The 25,126-nt window shown below is 33.5% G+C and carries 17 protein-coding genes; 14 read left to right on the top strand and 3 right to left on the bottom strand.

The window, feature by feature from the left end; translation table 11 throughout:
• Positions 1-9: 9 nt before the first annotated feature.
• Positions 10-1,128, bottom strand: coding sequence for a GTP cyclohydrolase (locus tag DCO46_RS08485; protein WP_116752133.1), 1,119 nt, complete (start codon positions 1,126-1,128; stop codon positions 10-12).
• Between the two features lie 47 nt (positions 1,129-1,175).
• Complete coding sequence (locus DCO46_RS08480) at positions 1,176-2,162, bottom strand: transporter (RefSeq protein ID WP_116752132.1); 987 nt, start codon at positions 2,160-2,162, stop codon at positions 1,176-1,178.
• A 125-nt stretch (positions 2,163-2,287) separates the two neighbouring features.
• Between DCO46_RS08480 and DCO46_RS08475 the strand changes: the two genes are divergently transcribed.
• The 7 genes from DCO46_RS08475 (at position 2,288) to DCO46_RS08450 (ending at position 9,310) form a co-directional block, all read left to right on the top strand.
• Positions 2,288-2,569, top strand: coding sequence for a DUF4834 family protein (locus DCO46_RS08475; RefSeq protein WP_116752164.1), 282 nt, complete (start codon positions 2,288-2,290; stop codon positions 2,567-2,569).
• Between the two features lie 51 nt (positions 2,570-2,620).
• Entirely contained in the window at positions 2,621-5,059 is a 2,439-nt protein-coding gene (locus DCO46_RS08470) for a YfhO family protein (RefSeq protein WP_116752131.1), read from the top strand.
• A gap of 67 nt (positions 5,060-5,126) precedes the next feature.
• On the top strand, positions 5,127-5,291 hold the full coding sequence (locus DCO46_RS22650) for a hypothetical protein (RefSeq protein WP_165828882.1): 165 nt from the start codon (positions 5,127-5,129) through the stop codon (positions 5,289-5,291).
• Positions 5,288-5,764: a DUF6036 family nucleotidyltransferase gene (locus tag DCO46_RS08465; protein WP_116752130.1), complete on the top strand. Its 477-nt coding sequence runs from the start codon at positions 5,288-5,290 to the stop codon at positions 5,762-5,764. The genes DCO46_RS22650 and DCO46_RS08465 overlap by 4 nt, the downstream gene beginning before the upstream one ends.
• 38 nt (positions 5,765-5,802) lie before the next feature.
• The gene (locus tag DCO46_RS08460) at positions 5,803-7,095 is read left to right on the top strand and encodes a glycosyltransferase family 4 protein (RefSeq protein WP_116752129.1); all 1,293 of its coding nucleotides are present in this window, start codon (positions 5,803-5,805) and stop codon (positions 7,093-7,095) included.
• A 58-nt stretch (positions 7,096-7,153) separates the two neighbouring features.
• Positions 7,154-8,626, top strand: a complete 1,473-nt coding sequence (locus tag DCO46_RS08455) for a lipopolysaccharide biosynthesis protein (protein ID WP_116752128.1) — start codon at positions 7,154-7,156, stop codon at positions 8,624-8,626.
• Positions 8,627-9,010: 384 nt separating this feature from the next.
• A complete protein-coding gene (locus DCO46_RS08450; RefSeq protein ID WP_116752127.1) occupies positions 9,011-9,310 on the top strand; it encodes a hypothetical protein in 300 nt (99 codons plus the stop codon).
• 78 nt (positions 9,311-9,388) lie between these two features.
• Here the strand turns inward: DCO46_RS08450 and uvrA are convergent, their stop codons facing one another.
• Positions 9,389-12,184 (bottom strand): excinuclease ABC subunit UvrA, encoded by a 2,796-nt coding sequence (gene uvrA / locus DCO46_RS08445; RefSeq protein WP_116752126.1) that lies wholly within the window; start codon positions 12,182-12,184, stop codon positions 9,389-9,391.
• A 237-nt stretch (positions 12,185-12,421) separates the two neighbouring features.
• Here uvrA and DCO46_RS08440 point away from each other — a divergent pair, with 237 nt between their 5' ends.
• The 7 genes from DCO46_RS08440 (at position 12,422) to DCO46_RS08410 (ending at position 25,059) form a co-directional block, all read left to right on the top strand.
• Positions 12,422-15,178: a triple tyrosine motif-containing protein gene (locus DCO46_RS08440; RefSeq protein ID WP_116752125.1), complete on the top strand. Its 2,757-nt coding sequence runs from the start codon at positions 12,422-12,424 to the stop codon at positions 15,176-15,178.
• A gap of 240 nt (positions 15,179-15,418) precedes the next feature.
• On the top strand, positions 15,419-18,484 hold the full coding sequence (locus DCO46_RS08435; protein WP_116752124.1) for a SusC/RagA family TonB-linked outer membrane protein: 3,066 nt from the start codon (positions 15,419-15,421) through the stop codon (positions 18,482-18,484).
• Between the two features lie 11 nt (positions 18,485-18,495).
• Positions 18,496-20,001, top strand: coding sequence for a RagB/SusD family nutrient uptake outer membrane protein (locus tag DCO46_RS08430; protein ID WP_116752123.1), 1,506 nt, complete (start codon positions 18,496-18,498; stop codon positions 19,999-20,001).
• A gap of 12 nt (positions 20,002-20,013) precedes the next feature.
• A complete protein-coding gene (locus tag DCO46_RS08425) occupies positions 20,014-21,633 on the top strand; it encodes a hypothetical protein (protein ID WP_116752122.1) in 1,620 nt (539 codons plus the stop codon).
• Positions 21,634-21,644: 11 nt separating this feature from the next.
• On the top strand, positions 21,645-23,318 hold the full coding sequence (locus tag DCO46_RS08420) for a family 16 glycosylhydrolase (RefSeq protein ID WP_116752121.1): 1,674 nt from the start codon (positions 21,645-21,647) through the stop codon (positions 23,316-23,318).
• 76 nt (positions 23,319-23,394) lie between these two features.
• The gene (locus DCO46_RS08415) at positions 23,395-24,153 is read left to right on the top strand and encodes a family 16 glycosylhydrolase (protein ID WP_116752120.1); all 759 of its coding nucleotides are present in this window, start codon (positions 23,395-23,397) and stop codon (positions 24,151-24,153) included.
• A gap of 321 nt (positions 24,154-24,474) precedes the next feature.
• Complete coding sequence (locus DCO46_RS08410) at positions 24,475-25,059, top strand: RNA polymerase sigma factor (protein ID WP_116752119.1); 585 nt, start codon at positions 24,475-24,477, stop codon at positions 25,057-25,059.
• Positions 25,060-25,126: the final 67 nt, after the last annotated feature.

The following is a 25,126-nucleotide window of genomic DNA, read 5'->3' as shown; positions in this document are numbered from 1 at the left end:
GAAATTACACTACAAATCTTTACGGTAGGTTTTTCTCTGACAGTGAATTATCGGATCAAAATTTTTCCAGAGTAAATGAATAGCATTGTTTTCTGCTAATTCCGGAGTCCTGATACAATTCTGAATCCCCTTTTCGGAGAAAGTTTTATAGTATTCATCAAAAATAATGGCAGTAACACCTTTATTTTGATAATCAGGATGTACTCCGATTAAATAAAAAACCACATCCTTGCTTTTTCTTCTTGCTTTTAATAAATGAAGGAAACCAAACGGAAAAAGCTTTCCTTTTGCTTTTTGCAGGGCTTCTGTAAAGCTCGGCATTACAATACTAAAAGCGATTAATTTATCCTCTTTGTCAACTACAAATTTTATATATTCAGGATTGATAAAACTGATGTATTTTTTCTTGAAGTATTCTTTCTGAACATCCGAGATAGCGACAAATGAAGCCAGTTTTGCATACGATTCATTAAACAAATCGAACATTTTATCCACGTGTGGCATAATGTCCTTTGTTTTAGTAAAAGTAAGTGATTTCAGGCCGTATCTTTTTTTGATAAGTTCCTGGGCCTTCAGGAAAAATTCAGGTTTTACATTAGAAAAAGGAAAAATACTTTCAATATATTCTTTCTCTACCTGAAAGCCTAATTGTTCAAAATGCGTTACATAATAAGGATTATTATACCAGGTAATCATCGTTCCAACCTGGTCATAACCTTCTGTGAGCACGCCCACTTTATCTAAATTAGAAAATCCCATCGGTCCTTCAGCGTGTTCCAGATTGTGTTTTTTTCCTAACTCATATACTTTTTCAAGTAGGGCTTTAGTAACTTCTATATCATCAATAACATCAAACCATCCAAAACGCACTTTTCTTTTGTGCTGGTTATTTACCTCTTCCCAATTAATAATAGCCGTAATCCTTCCAACGATTTCATTGTTTTTATAGGCTATATAGAAATAAGCCTCAGCATTTTCAAAAACCGGATTCTTCGTTTTGTCAAAAGATTCCAATTCATCCGCAATAATTGGCGGAACCCAATATGGATTGTCTTTGTATAAAGAAAACGGAAATTTGATATATTCTGTTAATTCTTTTTTGCTTTTGGCTTCTTTAATTGTAATCATTAATGTGGTATATAAATATCTCTCTGTGAAGAGTTTTGTTATTAATTTTATTCGTATTTGGACTTTCTGTTTCTTTCCTGTTCCTGGTAATCTACCTCTTTTTTAGATTTTCCACCTTTAGTCTCTTTCGGTTTCTTTTCTTTTCGGGATTGTTTTTTTAATTCTACCTCTTGTTCCTTGTGTTTCGTATCATAACGCCATGAAACACCTACTCCTCCATATAAAACAGAAGGCGTGTTTTTGAAATTTGTACTTACGGATGCATCAACCTGTAAATTTGGATTGATTAGATATGCTGCCCCGCCACGAACAATGGCATCACTGTAGAAATCACTTTTGTAACCCTGGTTTTCTACAAAACCGGACCATTTATTATTAAAACCATGGGTCAAAGTTAATACATATCCGTAACTTGGGTAGTCTGTTGTGATGTAATCGGCAATAATATTAGTAACAAAAACCCATCTTCCGTCACCAAATAAATTTTGAGTAATCAAAACTACTTTTGGCGAAATGCTTGCCTCCGGTGAAAAAGAATAAGGATTATCTGCTCCGACAAAATTAGCTCCTGCAAAAACCGAAACGGCAGGAATCAGAGAATGCCAGTCAAATCTATGATTTGCTTTATAGCTGTAGATGTTTTTTGTTTTTTCGTAATTTTTAAAGGGATCGTAAATAAGATATTTGGCACCCAAAACAGTTTGCCTGAAATTATTTTTCTTATAACTTGTATAGGGAGTATCAAAATTTTCCATTTGATATTGTACATCCAGTACAAATTCTAATTTTTCAAGAAATGCACCATACCTGAAAGTTAAATCGGTACCAAGACCTGTAGCATCATAACCTAGTAGATCATGTTTTTCTTTTATTCCATAAAATCCAATCTCGGCCTGAATAACAGACTTTCCGACAGCAAAAGCAGACATAGTTTCTCCGGGACGGTTAGAGTTAATGACATCAGTATATTGTGCAAAAAACAATTGAGGAACAAGGAAAAGAAAAGCAATCAGTAAGTTCTTAATTTTTAACATACATTTATTTTTGGGGATTAAAAAGTAATAACGCATTTCAAATGTACATATTTTATTATTTATTTAAGATTCATATTTTATTTTTAAACAATGGATTTATTAATTTTGGAAAAAATTATACAGTTATGCAGGAAGCATCATTTTCAGGTTTGTTTAAAACCATCGTGTGGGTTATAGCTTTTTATTATATTTTTAAATTTTTAGCCAGAATCTTTTTGCCGGTATTGGTAAAAAAAGCGGTTGAAAAGGCTGGAGAAAACTTTCAGAGACAACAACAGTATAGTCAGGGCAATAACTGGCAAAATACTCGTAATAAAGATGAGATAATTATCGATACATCAAATGCAAAAAAGCCCCGCGAGACCAAAAAAGTAGGCGATTATGTTGATTACGAAGAAATAGATTAAGTTTGTGTCCTGATAAAATAGGATTCATCATTTAACCTAAACCAGCCAAAATTGAAAATAGTAAATAAAATTTATCCGCATGCCCTTGTTATCCTGGGCTTTATTCTCGTTTCCTTAATTTATTTTTACCCGGTTTTACAGGGAAAACAAATTTACCAGTCTGATATCGCTCAGTATACCGGAATGGCAAAAGAGCAAAATGATTTTAGAGCCACAGACCATTCTGAACCATATTGGACAAATTCTGCCTTTGGCGGTATGCCGACTTATCAGCTTGGAGCAAATTACCCAAATGATTTTGTGGGTAAAATAGACGATGTATTACGCTTTTTACCTCGTCCTGCAGATTACTTATTTTTATACTTTTTAGGTTTTTACGGATTATTATTAGTTTTAAAAACAGATCCGTTAAAAGCATTTATAGGTGCTATTGCCTTTGGTTTTTCTACTTATTTGATTATTATTCTGGGAGTTGGTCATAATGCCAAAGCACATGCTATTGCCTATATGCCATTGGTAATTGCCGGATTCATACTCGTTTTTCAGAAAAAATATATTTGGGGAGGTTTGCTCACTATGTTTGCAGTGGCTTTAGAAATTAATGCCAACCACTTTCAAATGACCTATTATTTATTGATTTTCCTATTGATCCTTTCAGGTTATTTTGCCTTTACTTTTATTAAAGAAAAAGAATATAAGCCACTTTTAATTTCGATTGGAGTTTTAATCGTTGCAGGAATTTTTGCCATAGGAGCCAATGCTACAAATTTAATGGCAACCAGCGAATATGCTAAATACAGTATTCGTGATAAGAGTGAACTAACATTTAACCCTGACGGTTCCAAAAATGAGACAACAGCAGCAATGACAACAGACTATATTACCGAATATAGTTATGGAATTGCAGAAAGTTTCAACCTGATAGCACCAAGACTTTTTGGTGGTTCCAGCCACGAAAATGTGGGTACCGATGCCAGTATGTATACCTTTATGCTCGATCATGGAGTTCCGGTAGAAGATGCACAAGGTTTCGTATCCGGAATGCCTACTTACTGGGGAGATCAGCCAATTGTTTCTGCTCCGGCTTATATCGGGGTGGTAGTTTTCTTTTTGGCAGTTCTTGCTTTATTCATTGACGATAGAAAAATTAAGTATGTGTTTCTTTCAGGAGCATTATTTACTTTAATACTTTCATGGGGTAAGAATTTCTCCATTCTGACCGATTTCTTTATTGAATATGTACCGATGTACGATAAATTCAGGGCTGTTTCATCCATTCAGGTTATATTAGAACTATGTTTTCCTGTTTTGGCTGTTATGGGACTACAGTCATTTTTTAAAGCGAAAAACGAACCAAAACTGCAACAAAAAGCATTAATACAAACAGGGGTTTTCGGCCTTGGTGTTTTGTTGATTTTGTTGGTTGCAAAAGGATTTTTTCATTTTACAGGAATGAGCGATAGTATGTACCTGCAGGATTATGGACAAGCATTTATTGATGTTCTGAAAGAAGACAGGAGGAGTTTATATTCTGCTGATTTGTTGAGATCAGGATTCTTTATTATAGTAACCTTTGGAATTCTGTGGTTATTTATCAAAAATAAATTTTCACAAACAACTGCTTTAATTATTGTAGGTCTTTTGATGATCTTTGATTTGTTTTTTGTTGATAAAAGATATGTTTCTGCAAAAGATTTTGTGAGTCCGGTACAAATTGCGGCACCATTTCAGGAAACTCCAACAGATTCAGAGATTTTAAAAGATACTTCAGTATATCGTGTATTTGATGTTCAGGGACAACTACAAGGAAGATCTTCGTATTTTCATAAGACAATTGGCGGATATAGTGCTGTAAGGCCAAGAAGGATGCAGCAATTAATGGATTATCAGATTAATGCAAAAAGCAATTTGGAAATCCTAAACATGCTAAATGTCAAATATGTAATCCAGGTTGATAAAGAAGGAAAGCAAATACCGACAATAAATCCTGAAGCCAATGGAAATGCATGGTTTGTAGATACCGTAAAACTGGTAAACAAACCAGACGATGTAATGAAGGCACTGGATAATCTTGATACTAAAAAAGTAGCCGTTTTTAATGTTCGTGAACACGAAGGCAAATTTAGAAGTGCCCGTCTAAAGAAACAATGGGATACAACCGGAACGATTAAGGTTGTAACATACAAACCAAACTATATCAAATACCAGTCTGACAATGCAAAAGACGGATTGGCTGTTTTCTCTGAAATGTACTATAAAAATGGCTGGAATGCTTATATCGATGGTAAATTGACAGATCATTTTCCGGTTGATTATGTTTTAAGAGCAATGGAAGTTCCTGGCGGAAAACATACAATTGAATTTAAATTTGAGCCTCAGGTTATTAAAACAGGAGGTACAATTGCTTTGGCGAGTTCAATAGGAATGTTATTTCTTTTGATTGGCGGGATTTATTTTGAAAGAAAGAATCTTAAGGTTGAAAACTCTTAGTTTAGTTTGTAAAAATAATAGTTGAGATCATTTAGTATATTTGTTGTACTGATTTAATTCTAAAATTATGAAACCAGTCAAATTAAATTTTGGTACACCGGAAGAACTGGAAAATAAAAGGATAGATGAAATAAAATCACTTTCTTATCTGGAAAGATTAGAACGTTTAATGGCTATTATTGAAGTCTCATATATGCTAAAAACTGCAAAAAAAATACAATCTAAAAAATGAATGAACAGATAGTTTCTATTTGGAATAGTTTTTTTGAAAACAAAGTTAAATACATAACTATTGGTGGTTTTGCAGTAAACATTTATGGATATAACCGGAATACGGGTGATATTGATATTTATTTAGAAGATACTATAGAAAATAGGATCAATTTAAGAAAGGCATTAAATTCTATTAATTTAGGCGATTTTGAAACAATTGAAACAATGCAATTTATTCCGGGATGGACAGATTTTAGTCTAAATTATGGCTTGAGATTAGATGTAATGACTACTGTGAAAGGTTTAGAAGATAAATCTTTTAATACATTATTAGAAAAAGCAACAATTGTAATGATAGGAGAAACTCCTGTATATTTTATTGATTATGATAATTTAATTATTGCAAAAAAAGCCTCAAACAGACCAAAAGATATTTTAGATATCGAAGAATTAGATAAGTTGAATCGGGACAATAAAGAAGATAAAGCTTAAATAATTTTTTTGCTTTAAATTTTAGAAATAAACATAAATTGGAACAAAAAAAGCTCTTAATCATTACTTATTATTTTCCACCGGCCGGAGGTCCTGGTGTACAGCGTTGGTTAAAATTTGTAAAATATTTACCTGAATTTAATATTCAGCCTATTGTTTATGTTCCTGAAAACCCAACTTATCCGATAGTTGATGAAGGTTTGGTAAATGAAATCTCAGACAAGGTAATTATTCTTAAAAATAAAATCCTGGAGCCCTACCAGCTGGCTTCCGTTTTTTCTAAAAATAAAACAAAAAAAATCAGCTCCGGAATTTTTCCTCATAAGAAAAAACAAAGCTTTCTTGATAAACTTTTTCTTTGGGTCCGCGGAAATCTTTTTATTCCGGATGCCCGTGTTTTATGGGTTAAACCTTCTGTTTCTTATCTGGAAAAATATATTAAGGAAAATAATATCGATACCATTGTTACTTCCGGACCGCCTCACAGTCTGCATTTAATTGGTTTAGAATTAAAAGAAAAGCTAAATGTAAAATGGTTTGCCGATTTTCGTGATCCCTGGACTACGATAGGGTATCATAAATCTTTGCTATTATCATCGTATGCTGCAAAAAAACATAAAAAATTAGAGCACAAAGTACTTAATACTGCTGACACCATTATTGTCACCAGTAAAACTACTAAAGCGGAATTTCAGGCTATTACAAATAAACCAATTTCTGTGATTACAAATGGTTATGATGTAGAAAGTGTTGAGAAACAAACGCTTGATAAAAAATTTACACTTGCTCATATTGGTTCGTTTTTATCAGAAAGAAATCCTCTGTTTTTATGGGAATGCCTGACAGAATTATTATATGAAATACCAGATCTTAAAAATGATCTGGAAATTAAATTAATAGGCGCTGTAAGTCAGGAAATACTTGATGCTATTACTGAATTTAAACTTAATAACTACTTAAACCTTCTGGGTTATGTTTCGCATAAAGAAGCAATTGCACATCAGAAAAAATCACAGGTTTTGCTTCTTATAGAAATCAATTCAGAAGATACGAAAAGTATTATTCCGGGAAAATTATTTGAATACATGGTTTCAAACAGACCGATAATTGCTATTGGTCCGCAAGGATCTGATTTTGCAGATATTATAAAAGAAACAAATACAGGAGTATTTTTTGATTATTCTGAAAAAGCGAAATTAAAAAGTGTAATTTTGGACTTTTATAATCAATTTTTAGAAGGAAAATTACAAGCTAATGGCGTTGGTTTGCAACAATATTCCAGAAAAAACTTAACCAAACAATTAGTGCAATTGATTAACGAACAGAGTTAAGTAATCAATCATCTAAAATTTGATCCCGAGACTTCGGGACTGCAATCTAAAATCAAAAATGGGAATTGTCTTAAATCAGTCTTTTAAAAACACCATAATTACTTATATAGGCTTTGGTATCGGAGCTATAAATACACTTTATTTATATCCATTTTTTTTAGGATCTACATATTATGGCTTAACAAACTATGTTACTTCTTGCGCAAATGTTATAATGCCATTATTTGCCATTGGAATGCAAAATACATTGGTAAAATTTTATTCACAATATAAAACGGATGAAGAAAAATCCCGTTTTTTATCTTTTACGGTTTTATTTCCTATGTTATTAATAATCCCTCTCTTATTGATTGGGCTCTTATTTTATGATGAAATTTTGATGTTTTTATCAAAAAAGAATCCGATTGTTAAAAGCTATATTTGGTTAATCCCGTTTATAGGACTTAGTATGGCTTATTTCGAAATTTTTTATGCCTGGGCCCGCGTTCATATGCATTCTGTTTTTGGTAATTTTATTAAAGAGGTAGGTTTAAGATTATTTTCTTTATTTTTATTGGTAGGTGTTTATTTTGACTGGCTTAGTGTTGAAGGATTTGTATATGCAACTGCCGGATTGTATTTATTGGCACTTTTAGTTACTATGTTTTATGCCTTTAGCGTTCAGAAACCGACTTTTCAGTTTGCAAAACCAAAAAATACCAAAGATATATTAGTTTACACCTTTTATATTATTTTGTCGGGAAGTGTTGCTAATTTGCTTTTGGACGGAGATAAAATGATTCTGAATCAATACATGATAATCGACAATATTGCCTTTTATTCTGTAGCCACTTACATTGCTTTAGTCATTTCTGTACCCAGCCGTGCAATGCATCAGATTGTTTATCCGATTACAGCAAAACTGATGCATGAGAATAAGCATGATGAGCTCAATTCGCTGTATAAAAAGACCTCTATTAATCTACAGATTGTAGGAGGTTTTGTAATGTTGTGTATTTTTGTCAATATCAATCAGTTGTATGAAATAGTACCGGAAGATTACAGGGGAGGTGTGCCGGTTGTTTTTATGATTGGTCTTTCAAAATATTTCGATTTAATTTTAGGAAATAATAATGCTATAATTTTTAATACAAAATATTACAGACCGGTGTTATTCTTAGGTTTGGCGTTAGTTATTTTAACTTTCGTCTTAAATATAATATTTATACCGCCATTTGGTATTATGGGTTCTGCATTTGCCACTCTGTTATCTATAACTTTTTATAGTATTGCCAAATTACTTTTCGTTGTAAAAAAGCTGCATCTGTATCCTTTTACAAAACAAAATTTGCATTCATTAGTTGTTACTACATTTTTATTCCTGGCCTTTTATTTTTGGGAATTTCCGGTCTATCCATTGGTTGGTATTGCTTTAAAATCTGTTTTGGTAACGATTTTATATGTCTATCTTAACTACAGGTTTAATATTTCACCAGAAATAAATCAGGTTATTAAAGGTCTTTTTAAAAAGATAGGAATTACGATTTCGTGATGAAATAGTTTTATCCTTGCCTCCTTCGATACATTTGCTGAAGCAATAAATCAATTCTTAATTCCGGTTTAAATTATCCTGTTTTTAATGTTAACAGGACAAGCTTCCTTGTGAAAAGGTTGCATCTCAGTTTTAAATATATGTTAAGTTCTTGATTTTCTGTTGTAACCGTATAAATTTTAACAATATTTTATTTTGATATTCGCTTAATAAAAACTAAATTTATGTGAGAATTTGACATCACTTTAATTCTTGGGATAAAAAATATCTTATAAAATGCAATAAAAGTGATTTTATAATGTTTGTTTTAAAATGAGGTAGATGTTAATAATTGGCAAAAATTAACTAAACGCCGTATAGGAATTTAATTTAAAGGTAGTAATTATGAAAAGCAATCCGCTTAGCCAGGAACAAAGTGTACAGATTTTTTCTAGTATGATATCAAATAAGGTTCGCAATGGATTTACGCTGGAAGAGAGAAATGACGAATTTCTTTTTGCTGTCCTTTCAAAGGGAGGAAAAGTTGTAAATCATGGTTTAAACTTTATTATTTGCTGCTTAACGTTAGGATTATGGTCATTTGCCTGGCTGTATCTAACCATTGAAGCTTCAAAACAAAAAAAGGTATTAGTAGCGATTGATGAAGATGGATTTCCTTTTGAAGAAAGATGTCTTGTCGCTTAGAAAGAAAACTTATTACTAAAAAAAACGCTCAAAATAACAGTATTTTGAGCGTTTTTTATTTGAATTAATAATGAACGGCTATAGTTTATCTTTTAAATAGACTCCTGTAACAGATTCTTTAACTTTTACGATATCTTCGGGGGTTCCTGACGCTAACAGGTAACCTCCGTTTTCTCCGCCTTCAGGACCCAAATCGAGAATCCAGTCGGCACATTTTATAAGATCAAGATTATGTTCAATTACAATTATAGAATGTCCTTTTTCCAGTAAGGCATCAAATGAGGCTAATAATTTTTTAATGTCATGAAAATGTAAGCCGGTTGTAGGCTCATCAAACACAAATAATGCTTTGTCTTTTGTTGCTCCTTTTACCAGAAAAGAAGCAAGTTTAATACGTTGTGCTTCACCTCCCGAAAGAGTAGAAGAAGATTGTCCTAACTGAACATATCCTAAACCAACATCCTGAAGAGGCTGTAATTTTTGAGTAATTTTGGTCTGCTTGTTTTTTTCAAAAAAAGAAATGGCATCATCGATTGTCATGGTCAGGACATCGTTAATGTTTTTGTCATCAAATGCAACTTCTAAGATTTCTTTCTTAAAGCGTTTGCCTCCACAGGTTTCACAAGGAAGCTGAACATCAGCCATGAATACCATTTCGACATTAATAGAGCCTTCTCCTTTGCATGTTTCGCAACGACCGCCATCTACGTTAAAAGAAAAATGTTTAGCCTGATAACCTCTTATTTTTGATAATTTTTCTTTGGCATACAAATCACGAATATCATCATATGCTTTGATATAAGTTACCGGGTTAGATCTTGAACTTCTCCCAATCGGATTCTGATCGATATATTCAATATGTTTTATCTGCGAAAACGAACCTTTTATTTCGCTGAACTGACCTGCTTTTTCGGCTGCGCTTTCCAGTTTTTTCTGCATTGCCGGAAACAAAATCTTTTTAATCAAAGTACTTTTTCCACTTCCTGATACTCCTGTTACGACAGTCAGTACATCTAAAGGAAACGTAACATTGATGTTTTTTAGGTTATTTTCCCTGGCGCCAATTATTTCGATATGATTTTTAAACTTTCTTCTTTTCTTTGGAACAGCAATTTCTAAATCACCATTTAGATATTTCGCAGTTAGAGAATCCGATTTTAATATTTCATTATAAGTTCCCTGTGCTACCAGATTCCCTCCAAATGTTCCGGCTTCCGGACCAATGTCAATAATCATATCGGCAGCTTTCATGATATCCTCGTCATGCTCTACCACGATAACGGTGTTTCCTAAATCACGAAGAGAAATCAATACTTTTATTAATCGTTCAGAATCTTTTGGATGAAGACCAATACTTGGCTCATCAAGAATATACATAGAACCCACTAAACTGCTTCCGAGAGAAGTAGCCAGATTAATTCGCTGGGATTCTCCGCCGGATAATGTTGATGAATTTCTGTTTAAGGTAAGGTAATCTAAACCTACTTCTGTCAAAAACGACAAACGATTGTTGATTTCAATCATCAAACGTTTTGCAATTTGCTGCTCATAAACATCCAGGTCGATGTTTTGAAAAAAAGTAACCAAATGCTTAATAGGTAAGTCAACCAGATCAGAAACTGTTTTTCCGTTTATTTTTACGTATGAAGCTTCTTCGCGTAAGCGTTTTCCGCGACAAGCGTGACATTTTGTTTTCCCACGGTAGCGCGATAGCATCACGCGATTCTGTATTTTATAATTTTTTTCTTCTAGTTCTTTGAAGAAACCATCTAATCCCTGAAAATACTTGTTTCCTTTCCACACCAGATCTTTCTGTTTGTCAGTTAGCTCAAAATAAGGTTTATGAATCGGAAAATCAAACTTATATGCATGTTTTACCAGTTCATCTTTATACCAGCTCATACTTTCTCCTCTCCATGGATAAATAGCACTTTCAAATACAGATAATGAAGTATTTGGAACAACCAGATCGGCATCAATTCCGATAATGTTTCCATAACCTTCACAAACCGGACACGCTCCGTATGGATTGTTAAAACTGAATAAATGGACATTAGGTTCTAAGAAAGTAATTCCGTCCAGTTCAAAATTGTTAGAATAAGAAAAACGTTTGTCTGAATTTAATTCCTGTAAATAACAAACTCCTTTTCCTTCAAAAAAAGCAGTTTGTACGGCATCTGCCAAACGGTTATAAAACTCTTCTTCTTCCTTTACAACAATCCTGTCAATAACAAGAAGAATATCTTTATTGTCTAACTGATGAAGGTTTGCACCTTCAAATTCATCCAGACGTACCATTTCGTTGTTAACTAAAATACGGGCAAAACCTTGCTGTAAGAGTACTTTTAATTTGTCCTCCAGCTGTCTTCCTTCTTCTAAATGGATAGGGGCCAGTAAAAGCCATTTGCTGTCTAATTCAAAGGTTTTTACATCTCCAACAACATCAGTAACGGTATTTTTTTTGACTTCCTGACCTGAAACCGGAGAATAGGTACGGCCAATTCTGGCATATAGAAGTTTCATGTAATCGTAAATCTCGGTCGAAGTCCCAACTGTAGAACGGGCATTGGTTGTATTTACTTTTTGCTCAATGGCAATCGCCGGAGCAATTCCTTTAATATATTCTACTTTTGGTTTGTCTAGACGTCCTAAAAACTGACGCGCGTATGATGATAAACTTTCAACATAGCGGCGTTGTCCTTCAGCGTATAAGGTGTCGAATGCCAGACTCGATTTTCCTGAACCTGAAAGCCCTGTAATGACAACAAGTTTATTTCTCGGAATGGCAACAGATACATTTTTTAAGTTATGTACTTGTGCGCCTTTAATGATAATATTTTGTTTTGGGTCGAGTGTAGAAAGATCAATTTGCATAAAAGAAGTCAATTTGTACAAAAGTAATCAATTTTGAATTGAGTTTTGTTAAGGACATTGTTCCAAATTTTAACAATGTGAGGGGTGATTTGGTATTTTAGTTTATATGTTTTTTTATTAAAAAGTTTGTTGTATCAGTATAAAATAAGCTATTTTAGAGCAGTTTTTATATTGAATTAATACTATTGCCAATTGAAATCAAAATTATATCTGCTGTTTATTTTGGTAAGTCTGAAGATGTTTTCTCAGGAATTGCCGCCAATTGTAAAATACCCATCGACTATCTACGGTGCAGGAAATCAAAGCTGGATGATATCTCAGGATGACCAGAATTACCTTTATTTTGCCAATAACGAAGGTCTTCTGGAATATAATGGTACCAATTGGAAACTGTATCCGACGCCTAATGAAACCATAATGCGCTCTGTGAAAGTAATTGATAATAAGATTTATACAGGCTGTTACATGAATTTTGGTTACTGGACAAGACAATCAAACGGAAAATTAAAATATACCTCTCTTAGTGATACGATAAAAAATAAAATCCTGGATGATGAACAGTTTTGGAATATCTTAAAATACGATCAGTGGATTTTGTTTCAGTCATTGAACAGGATTTATATTTATGATACAAAAACGAAAAATTTCAAGATTATTTCGCCTAAAAACGGCGTTGTAAAATCATTTAGTACCAAAACTTCTATCTATTACCAAACAACAAACGAAGGTCTTTTTGAAATTGAAGCCGGAAGAGGAAAACTCATTTCAGATAATCCAATTCTAAAAAAATATACGATTGTAAACCTTTATTCTATCGATGACGGATTGTTGATTCAGACACAGTTAGACGGATTTTATAAACTGACAGGAACAAATTTAACGGCTTTTAAAACTGATGTTGATACGGCACTAAAGTCAAGTTTTGTCTATAGCAGTCAGCGTCTTCAGAATGGCAGTTATGCTTTAGGAACTGTTTCGAACGGAATTTTTATTTTGTCTGCTTCAGGAGAATTAAATTATCATATTTCGCAGAGCAAAGGCCTTAGCAACAATACTGCCTTGTCTTTGTTTGAAGACAGAGATCAGAATGTCTGGGTTGGGCTTGATAACGGAATTAACTGTATTAATCTTCAGACACCTGTACATAGTTTTACAGATGATACAGGGGTCTTAGGGACGGTATATGCCTCCAAAGTACATAACGGGATTTTGTATGTGGGGACAAATCAGGGATTATTTTGTAAAAAATACCAGAGTAATGGAGATTTTAAATTCATCAATGGTACAAAAGGACAGGTCTGGTCATTATTTGTTTATGATAATACCCTTTTTTGTGGTCATGATTCCGGTACTTTTATTATTGATAATACGGCTGCAAAAAACATTTTCTCCGGTTCCGGAACATGGAAATTTGAACCTGTACCAAATGCAAAAAATCAGTTGCTGCAAGGTAATTATTATGGAATTTCTGTTTTGGAAAAAATAAATAATCAATGGCAATTCAGAAACAAAATACAGGGATTTGATTATTCGTCACGCTACTTTGAAATCGCCAATACATTAGAAGTGTATGTGAGCCATGAATATAAAGGGATTTTCAGGATACAATGCGATAAGAATCTTTTGAAAACAAAGCAGATTTATGCCTATCCTTCTCCAAAAAAAGGAAAAAATGCAAGTCTTGTACAATTCAATAATTCTATTTATTACGCCTACAAAGAAGGAATTTTTAAATTAAATCCAAAGACAAAACAATTTGAAAAAGACAAACTGCTAAGTTCTATTTTTGAGAAAGATGAATATACTTCCGGGAAATTGATTGTTGACGATTCTAACAGAATTTGGCTATTTTCTAAAAATTATATTCATTACTTCTCCGCAAGCAAACTCAGCAATCAGCTGAAACAGAATGTAATTCCGATTCCTGCCTCTTTGACCAATTCGATGCTGGGTTTTGAGAATATAACACAAATATCAAAATCAACTTATCTGATTGGGACTACAGACGGATATTATATTTTAAATATTGAGGATTTAAGTTTTAAAAACTATACAATCTCTATTTCGGAAATTTTGATAAACAAACAAAATCAAACGCTTAATGACGTATCATTAAATGAAGAAGGAAGTTTTAAATCAAATGAAAATAATATCACCTTAAATTATACAGTTCCGGAGTTTAATAAATACATCAATACAGAATATCAATATTTGCTCGAAGGGTTTCAGAATGACTGGAGCGAATGGAGTACCAAGTCCTCTGTGAATTTCAAAAACTTATCGCCAGGGAAATATACATTTAGAGTCAGGGCAAAATTTGCCAATACCATTTTGCAAAATACTGCCGTATATACATTTGTCGTTTTAAAGCCATGGTATCTAACCAACCTGGCTGGTTTTATATACTTATTATTTTTGCTTGTTCTGGCTTATTTTATTAATAAAGCATATCGAAATTTTTATCAGAAACAAAAAGAAAAATTAATTGAAGAGAATAATCTTTTGCTTGAAATTAAAGAACTTGAAAATGAGCAACAGCTGATGAAATTAAGAAACGAACAACTCTCGCAGGACGTTGATAATAAAAACAGAGAGCTGGCGGTTTCAACAATGAGTTTAAATAGTAAAAACGAGCTGCTGGCTTTTATCAAAGATGATTTGAATAAAAACACACAAGATGGTAATAAAAATATTAAGTCTGTAATCAGAACTATTGATAATAATATTACTGAAGAAGATTCCTGGAAGATTTTTAAGGAAGCTTTTGATAATGCTGATAAAGATTTCTTAAAACGAATTAAACTACAACATCCTTTACTGACTCCAAACGATTTGCGTCTTTGTGCTTATTTACGACTCAATCTTTCATCAAAAGAAATAGCTCCTTTATTTAATATTTCGGTACGAAGTGTTGAAATAAAAAGGTATCGTTTGAGAAAAAAAATGGATTTGCAGCACGAAATCGGTTTAGTTGAATATATTTTGGCTGTATAGTAGCATACTGATTAAGGGATTTTACCTATACATTACCACAACATTAACGTTTTATTGTATTTTGGACACTTAAATGTTAAGGAAATTAACATTTGATATTTACCATTAAATCAAGGTTTGTTTTGTGATATATTAAAATTTACTGCAATTTTTTTATGATGTATGTTTTTTGTTGAGGTTAATTTTGAGTTATTATTAAAAGGATAAGATAAATTTAGCTTCAATAAAAACTAACTAATTATGAAATCTAAATTATTACTAATGGTATTGTTACTGTTTACATCTTTTGCGTTTTCGCAGAATACCGATGTAACAGGAACAGTACTCGATGGCTCAGGCTTATCATTGCCTGGTGTGAATGTAAAAGTTAAAAGTTCATCCCAAAGCACAACCACAGACTTTGATGGATCTTTTAAACTATCAGGAGTTCCAAAAGGATCAACAATTGTTTTCAGTTACACTGGCTTCCGAACGCAGGAAGTTGTGGTTTCCGGAACAAAAATTACCGTAAAACTGGCTGACGACACCAGATCATTAGATGAGGTAGTCGTGATTGGTTACGGTAGCCAGAAAAAGAGAGAAGTAACAGGAGCTGTTTCTGTTTTGGACAGTAAAACACTTGATGTGCTAAAACCTGCAAGAATTGAGCAGGCATTACAAGGAACAATCGCCGGTGTGAATGTTACTACTCAATCGGGAGCCCCTGGAGCGCCGCTAGATATTCGTATTCGTGGTGTAGCTACAAATGGAGAAAGCAGACCAACAGTAATTATTGATGGTTATGTGGGAGATTTAGGATTACTAAATCCAAATGATATAGAAACAATTACTGTTTTAAAAGATGCTCAGGCAGCTATTTATGGAACTATTGGAGCAAATGGAATTATCCTTGTTACTACTAAAATGGGTAAAAAGAATTCTAAAACAAGAATTTCTTTTAACAGCTATTCAGGATTTCAGGAAACTTCAAGAAAACTACCAACTCTAAATGCTACAGAATATGCACTTTTATTAAATGAAAGTTATTCAAACGGAGGCAAACCACTTCCTTATCCAAATGTTAGTAGTTTAGGAAAAGGTACTGATTGGCAGGATCAGGTTTTTAAGAAAGGTGTACCGATTATTAATAATGATTTGACAATTTCAGGAGGTTCGGAGAAAATTACTTATTCTGTAAGTGGATCGCATCTTGATCAGGAAGGAATTGTTGGCGCAGATAAATCAGGATATTTGAGAAATACGGCAAGACTTGCATTAGGGGTTGATTTGAGCGATAAATTCAAATTAAAAACAAATGTAATTTATACCTACTTCACAAGAAACACATTAAATGAGAATGGTCTTGGATCTGTTTTGTTTAATGCATTAAACGTTCCTGCAACCCTTAATCCTTATAATGCAAATGGTGATCTTACTTTAGTGCCAAGCACTACAGGATTGGGAACAGAAATTATAAATCCGTTAGCACAGATCGAAAACACTTATAATGATTATAATTTTAAAAAGTTAAATGGAAATTTTGGATTAGATTATAAAATTTTCAAAGGATTTACGCTTTCAAGTTCAATTGGTTTCAATACATCAAACAGCGAATCAAGAACATTTGCGAAAAAAATCAGCTATGGAGGAAAAGTATTTGATGTACAAAGAAGTTCTGTAACCCAGGGATCAGTAAATGATAATAATTATTCATTTGACCTTTTTGGAACTTACAATACAAAACTTTTAGAAAACCATAATATTACAGGAACTCTTGGTACAACAATTTTTAAAACATGGGGTAACGGACTTACTGCTACCGGTTTTGATGTTCCTAATAATTTATGGGAGTTTGCTGATATTTCTTTAACCAAAGGAATTTCTGAAACGCTTACCAATTCTTCTTATGTGTATGACCAAAGAAGACTTTCTTATTTTGGAAGATTGCAATATGATTATAAAGGAAAGTATCTATTTTCTGCTATGATCAGACGTGATGCTTCTACTAAATTCGGACCAGGTAATAAAATAGGTTACTTTCCTTCATTTACAGGAGGTTGGGTTATTTCTGATGAAGAATTTTTTGGACAGCCAAAAGTTTTAAACTTCTTAAAATTGAGAGCAAGTTATGGTACTTTAGGAAACGATCAAATTCCAAATTTCGGTTATTTAGGAATTCTTAATGGAGAAGGAACATATGTATTTGACGGGACTTTGAGCAATGGAACAGCGATGGGACAAACGCCTAATCCTGATTTAAAATGGGAAGAAGCCAGAAAATTCGATGTTGGTTTGGATCTTAGATTGCTAAACGATAAAATATCTGTAGTTGCAGATTATTTTATTGATACCAGAAAAGATTTATTGATTCCAAATATTCCGGTTTCAGGAATTATTGGTACAGGTGCTCCGGGAGCAAGTTCTCCGACATTAAATGCGGGTACTGTTAGAAATTCAGGATTTGAGTTTGCAATAGATTATAAAGAAAAATTCTCAGATTCGTTTTCAATGAGTGTGGGTTATAATGTGACTTTCATTAAAAATGAAGTTCTGGAAGTAAACAATGGTACAGGTTTTATTGAAGGCGGAGCGTTTGGAGTAGGTCAGGCTGCACCATCCCGTATGGAAATTGGAAAACCAATGGGGTATTTTTACGGATATAAAACAGATGGAATTTTTCAAAACCAGGCTGAAATTGATGCACATCCATCTCAATTAGCATTAGGAGCAAACGCTGCACCTGGTGATATTCGTTATGTAGATGTTAATGGTGATGGTGTATTAGATACAAAGGATAAAACAAACATAGGTGATCCTGTTCCGGAAGCAACTATGGGATTCAATTTACAAATGAATTATAAAAACCTTGATTTTGCTGTTTTCACATTTGCCTCAGTTGGTAATGACATGGTTCGTAATTATGAAAGAACACTTTCTGATGCCAATCGTTTAAATTATGTGTTAGACAGATGGACAGGAGAAGGAACAAGCAATTCAACTCCAAGAGTTACAACAGGTGCAACTTCAAACAATGTTTTCTCTAATTATTTTGTTGAAGATGCTTCTTACCTAAGAATACAAAATGTTCAATTAGGTTATACTTTAAGTCCAACTGTGACCCAAAAAGCAGGAATTACAAAATTAAGACTTTATATTGGTGTAAATAATTTATACACATTTACAAAATATAAAGGATTTGATCCGGGAGCTTCATTTGGCCCTGGAAATAGAGATAATGTATCTCAATCACCTATTGGAGCAGGAATTGATTATGGATTTTATCCAATACCAAGAACCTATTTATTGGGCTTAAACATTAATTTTTAATTTCAATTAAAATGAAAAAATATATTTTAACAACTTTAGCAGCTATAACATTACTTTCGACCGTTACGACTTCCTGTTCGGACGAATTTGTTAATCCTGCTCCTGAATATTCTATCGATTCTGAGAATTATTTTAATTCAAAAGAAGAATATGATAATGCCCTGATTGCGACTTACGATTTGCTACAATCATCTTATGTAAATGTTTTATTAGGAGAAATTGCATCAGATAATACACTGGCAGGCGGAGAAAGTCCAACTGACGTTATTGGTTTTCAGCAAATTGATGATATGATTCACACCCAGACAAACAGTAATCTAAGAGATATCTGGAACTGGATGTTTGCAGGAGTTCAGAGAGCCAATTATATTCTTGAATTTCAGGACAAAACTGATTTTGAAGGAAAGACACAATTAATAGCCGAAACACGTTTTCTTAGAGCATACTACCAATTTGAATTAGTAAAGTGGTTTGGTGGTATCCCGATGAAACCCGATGCGAGGTTTAAGCTTGGAGATGAACTTAAGATTCCGCGTTCGTCAGTTGAGGAAGTTTATGCTTCTATTGAAGCTGATTTAACTTTCGCGGCAGCTAATTTATCTCCAAATGCTTCTCAAAAAGGAAGAGCTACAAAAGGTGCTGCATTGGCATTGCTTGGAAAAGCTTATTTATATCAGGATAAATTTGCTCAGGCAGCAACTGCCCTGCAAGGTGTAATTAATTTAGGCTCTTATTCATTAAAGACGGGTAATGATTATACGAACTTGTTTGAAGCAGCTGGAGAAAACGGAACAGAATCTGTTTTTGAAATACAGTACACTGATGTTGAAGGAGCAGGATTTCCTTGCTTACAATGTAGTGAAGGTAACGTTGCTGTAGGTTTTAGCGGAGTAAGAGGTTATGACGGTCCATTTTTTAGCGCAGGTTTTAGTTTTAATGTTCCTACTCAGCAAAGTGTAAATGCTTTTGAACCAGGAGATAAACGTAAAGATATATCTATTCTGGATATCAATGCATGGGCAGCGGCTAATGCTGATTATGACAAGGGGAACGGTATCAAGTTTGGAAAAGGAAATGAAGATACAGGTTTCTTTAACAGAAAGTACCTGCCAAGAAAAAGAAATAGTGATGCAGCAGGAGATTTGAACTTAACAAATCCAAACAATTACAGAGCAATACGTTATGCAGATGTTTTATTAATGGCTGCAGAAGCTTATAACAGAGGAAGTGTTGACGATGGCAAGGCCAGAGAATATCTGAATCTGGTTAGAAGAAGAGCTTTTGGAGATAATAACCATGATGTAAATGTTTCCGGAGCAGCCTTAACTGATTTGATTTTGAAAGAAAGAAGAGTTGAGTTATTTGGAGAAGGGCATCGTTTCTTTGATTTGGTAAGAACCGGGCAAGCAGAAGGAACTATTCCTGGCTTTACAGCAGATAAAAACGAATTATTTCCACTTCCGATTGAAGAAATTCAATTTGCTAACGGAAATTGGGCACAAAACCCTGGATATTAAAAAACATCAATTATGAAAAAAATATATTTTATTATAAATCTTTTCGTTTTAGCCACAATGATAGGTTGTGCAAGCGATGATCTGGATGTTAACTTAGATGGTATAGCTGCGCCTAGTAATGTTTCAGCTTTAACAACAGTTACACAGGACAATACAGGAAAGGTTACGTTTTTGCCTAAAGGCGAAGGTGTGACACAATTCAAAATTAACTATGGAGACGGAAGCCCTGAATCTGATTATATTCAGGCAGGAGGAACGGTATCGCACGTTTATAAAGAAGGTGTCTACAAATCTAAAATTACCGCAATGAGTCTTAACGGAAAAACGACTCAGGTTGATCATGATGTTGTGGTTTCGTTTAGAGCGCCGGAAAATTTAGAAGTAATAATTACTAATGATTTGGCAGTTTCTAAAAAAGTGACTGTTAAAGCAACTGCAGACTTTGCATTGTTTTATGATGTATATTTTGGAGAAGCAGGCAAACCAGATCCAATTTCGGCAAATAATGGACAGTCAGTTTCATATACGTACGAGCAGCCAGGTATTTACACTATTCGTGTAGTAGCAAAAAGTGCAGCTGTTGCGACTACAGAATATACTGAGGATTTTGAAGCAATACTAATTTTAGGGCCAACTTCGGCAGCTCCAATTCCAACAAGTGCTCCAAGTAACGTTATTTCGTTATTCAGTGATTCTTATACAAATGTACCAATGGGTACATGGAGAACTTCCTGGTCAGACGCTGCGTTGGATGATATTACTGTTGCTGGAAATGCCGTTAAAAAATATTCAAATTTAAACTTTGTAGGTGCTGAACCAACAGCAACAATAGATGCTTCAGAAATGACATATCTTCACCTTGATGTTTGGTCACTGGATTTTACAGAATTCAGAATCAAATTAGTTGATTTTGGTCCAAACGGTGTATATGAACAAGGAGGAGATAATGTTGAGCATGAAGTTAAATTTCCAAATTTAGCAAAATCTGGTTGGGTAAGTTTAGATATTCCTTTGAGCGATTTTACAGGATTAACAACACGCGGCCATATTGCACAAATAATCTTCTCAGGAAATCCTAGCGGAAGCCACACAGTCTATATTGATAATTTTTATTTCTATAAAGAACCTGCAGAACAAATAGCATTACCTCTTGATTTTGAATCTTCGACTCTAACTTATGGATGGGGTGGTTTTGGTAATCTTAATGCTTCTGTAGTAACAAATCCAAATAAAACAGGAATTAATGTATCTGATAAGGTCGTTAAACTTGATAAAACCAACGTAGCAGAAACTTGGGCCGGAGCAAGCTTAAATCTGGAAAAAGCACCAGATTTTGCACAAGGGACTAAAGTAAAAGTAAAAGTATGGTCACCTAAAGTTGGTGCAGATATATTGTACAAAATGGAACTCTCGACATCTCCAAAAGATGGAAATGGTAACCCAACTGTTTTTGTAGAGGTAAAAGTGAAGACAACTGTTGCAAATGCATGGGAAGAATTAACATTTGATCTTACAAGTCAAGCTGCTTTTAGCACTAGTATAAAATATGACAGAGTAATTTTGTTTCCTGATTTTGACGTTAAAGGAGCGGGACAAACATATTACTTTGATGATATAAAACAATCCAATTAAAATAAGAAATCATGAGTAAAAAAATAATTTTAAAAATAGTATCCTTATTTACAATCCTTCTTATGATGGGTTGTCAAAAAGATGATTTCACTTTTGGAGATATAAATACACCAACCAATCTTAAAGTTACGGCTGAGATTATTGGTAAAACAGCTGACACTCCATATGGTGATGGTTCAGGGCTGGTAAATTTTGTAGGTTCTGCAGAAAATGCAATCTCATACAAATATGTATATCCTGACGGGACTTCAGATAATTCTCCTAATGGAAAAATCAAAAAACGATTCACCAAAACAGGAGTTAATAAGTACACAGTAACTCTTGTAGCTTCAGGAAAAGGTGGGGTAGTAAGTACTACAACTATTGATGTTGAGGTACAAAGTGACTTTAGTGATGATGAAGCAGTACAATTATTAACAGGTGGAACTTCTAAAAAATGGTACTGGGCAGCGTCAGAAGTTGGACACTTAGGTGTAGGGCCAAATAATGACGATGTTGTGAAAAATGCAATTCCTGATTATTACAAAGCTGGACCTTTTGAGAAAGCAGCTTCTCCAAAAAGCAGTTGTTTATACGAAAATGTATTAACATTCTCTTTAGATGGTGATCAGTTAAAGTATCAATTAGATAATGGAGGAGCTACATTCTTTAATAAATCGTATGGTAGTGTTGGTGGTCAGGCCTTAACAGAAGATACCTGTCTTCCTTTTGATGTAAGTGGAACCAAAACAGTTTCATTAAGTCCTTCTGAGTCAGTTATCATGCAAAATCCAAAACATGCAGAACAAACTAGAGGAACAACTATGAACATCTCTGATGGCGGATTTATGGGGTATTACATAGGACAAAGCTCTTATGAAATCTTATCGATTACTGCTAACAGAATGGTAGTAAGAGCTGTTATGGGTAATGACCCTTCATTAGCATGGTATCATACTTTTAGTACTTCACCACCAAATGCAAATCCAGAGCCATCAACAGATTATACAAATCTGGTTTGGTTTGATGAATTCAATACAGATGGTGCGCCAGATGCTAGTAAATGGGTTTACGATTTAGGAAATGGAAATAACGGATGGGGAAATAGTGAAAAACAAAACTATACCAACTCTGCATCAAATATAATTGTACAAGGAGGTAACCTAAAAATTACAGCCAAAAAAGAAGCTTCCGGTGGGTTTAATTATTCATCAGCGAGATTAAAATCAGAAGGTAAATATGACTTTACATATGGAAAAATGGAAGTTCGTGCAAAACTGCCAACCGGTGGCGGAACGTGGCCTGCGATATGGATGCTGGGCGCAAATTATGCAGCAGACGGATTTGCATGGCCTGCTTGTGGAGAAATTGATGTAATGGAACATGTAGGTAATAGTCAGGACCTAATTCATGGAACACTTCACTATCCTGGACGTTCAGGTGGTAATGCAGATTCAGGATCTAAAACGATTCCGAATGTTTCAACAGATTTCCATGTTTACAAAACAATCTGGTCGCCAGATGCGATACAGATTTATGTAGACGATCAGTTGATTCATACTGTTGCAAACAGTACATCATTGCCATTCAATAAAGACTTTTTTATAATTCTGAATGTAGCAATGGGAGGTAACTTCGGCGGTAATATTGATCCTGCTTTTACGCAGTCTTCTATGGAGATTGATTATGTGAGGGTATATCAATAGGTTAATTAATTAGTAAAAAGTGAGAAGGTCAGTTTCGGCTGGCCTTCTTAATTTAATAAATGTTTAAAATAATGCTATGAACAAAATAATTTTACTCTTATTAATCTGCAGTTTTTCATACGCACAAGAAGCAAAAAGAAAATTACTGTGGGAGGAAAATTTCAGCAAAAAAAATATAAATGAGAAGTTTTGGAATTTCGAAACAGGCGATGGCTGTCCTAATCTTTGTGGTTACGGAAATAACGAAAGACAAATTTATACCAAAACGAATCACGAAATAAAAGATGGTAATCTGGTCATAGAAGCCAGAAAAGAAGGAACTAAATATACTTCGACAAAGATTACAACAAAAGGTAAAAAAGAGTTTCTGTACGGGAGAATTGAAGCCAGAGCAAAGCTTCCTGTTGGTCATGGTCTGTGGCCGGCATTCTGGATGCTTGGAGCCAATATTGATGAGGTAAAATGGCCAAAAACAGGAGAAATTGATATTTTGGAATATATCGGAAGGGATCCTCATATGGTATATACCACACTACATACACAAGACAGCCACGGTAACACCATTAATACAAAAAGAACCGAGTTTCCCAGTATTGAAGAAGGGTATCATGTATATGCTATAGAATGGTCTAAAGAAAAAATAGAATTTTTTGTAGACAGTACATTAGTTTATACTTTCAATCCTGAAGTAAAAGACGAAAATACCTGGCCTTTTGATAAGCCATTCTATATTATAGTCAATTTAGCTATTGGAGGAAATTTTGGAGGACCTGACGTAGACGATACTGTATTGCCACAAAAATATTATGTAGATTACGTTCGCGTATACCAATAAATAATATAATTAGTACAAAAAAAGAAGGTGTAACTCGCTTAAAATAAGTTATTTATAAAGCCTGCCTTCTTTTTAAAATTGTTAAAAACAGTTGGGTTATTTGGTAATTTTAAGGACTTTGCCAGAAAAATTTAATATTAATTTACATTATATGGTATTTTATTATTAATTATTTGTTGTTTGGATTTGCTTTTTAGAATAATTATTTGTTAAATTTGAACACATTATTAACATAACTTATAAAACAGATACGCCTATTAAATAAAACTACTTTTAGAAAAATTTACTCCAAATTAAACAGAAACTAAAAAAGTAGTTATTATGGCTGATCTGCATATTCCAGACGCTCTATTGGTTAGAAATTATGTTGAAGGCAATGAAAATGCTTTAGCAACATTAATAAAAAGGCACGAGTCTAAGATTTACGGCTTTATATATTCAAAAATTTCTGATAGAGATATTTCAAATGATATTTTTCAGGATACTTTTATCAAGGTAATAAAAACCCTTAAAAGCAATTCATATAATGAAGAAGGCAAATTTTTGCCTTGGGTTATGCGTATTTCTCACAACTTGATAGTGGATCACTTTCGTAAAACCAAAAAAATGCCAATGTATAGAGAAACGGAAGAGTTTTCTATATTTTCTATAATGTCTGATGATTCCATGACAATCGAAAATAAAATGATTTTTGATCAGGTAGAAGTCGATCTGAAAAAGATAATCGAAGAACTTCCGGATGATCAGAAAGAGGTTCTTGTAATGCGTATGTATCAGGATATGAGTTTCAAAGAAATTTCTGAAATTACAGGTGTAAGTATCAATACTGCATTAGGAAGAATGCGCTATGCTTTGATGAATTTGAGAAAAATAATTGAGAAAAATCAAATTATTTTAACCAACTAATACTATTATGAGTATTAGCTCGTTATACTATTATAAAACATTTGATAGTCTGGAGAAAATTAACTCT

This window comes from Flavobacterium sp. HTF (assembly GCF_003105115.1).
Lineage (GTDB): Bacteria > Bacteroidota > Bacteroidia > Flavobacteriales > Flavobacteriaceae > Flavobacterium.
Note: the sequence above shows the minus strand (reverse complement) of the source record. Positions and strands in the feature narration are given on the sequence as shown.